The sequence below is a fragment of the Colwellia sp. 6M3 genome (genome assembly GCF_014077595.1).
In the GTDB taxonomy this organism is placed as follows: Bacteria; Pseudomonadota; Gammaproteobacteria; order Enterobacterales; family Alteromonadaceae; genus Cognaticolwellia.
On the sequence record NZ_JACGWF010000228.1, the window covers coordinates 1 to 372 of the forward strand.

A 372-nucleotide genomic window follows, 5' to 3' on the forward strand; every position below is an offset into this window, starting at 1 on the left:
AGTCGTTTGATATTTTGTGTGCCGCTGGTGTACTGCCTTCATAATTAGTGCAATTAAGTAAGACACTAAAGGCTTGGCCATTTAAGCTGTCAACCTTGGTTTGTATTTGTTTACAAGCCGACTTTGTTGCAATGTCGTTAAATGTGCCGACCAATATAATACTTAACAAGTTAACTTCAAGTGTTACAGAATAGTTTCCGTGTTCGACCATAGTTAGCATTACCTTTATAGCTGAAAACTTAATAAGTCGTTTGATATTTTGTGTGCCGCTGGTGTACTGCCTTCATAATTAGTGCAATTAAGTAAGACACTAAAGGCTTGGCCATTTAAGCTGTCAACCTTGGTTTGTATTTGTTTACAAGCCGACTTTGT

At 37.4% G+C, this 372-nt stretch carries 1 pseudogene; it reads right to left on the bottom strand.

From position 1 onward, the window contains the following. Window positions 1–211 (bottom strand): annotated as a pseudogene (locus tag H4J50_RS19165) (hypothetical protein); the annotation flags it as partial. Window positions 212–372 lie beyond the last annotated feature (161 nt).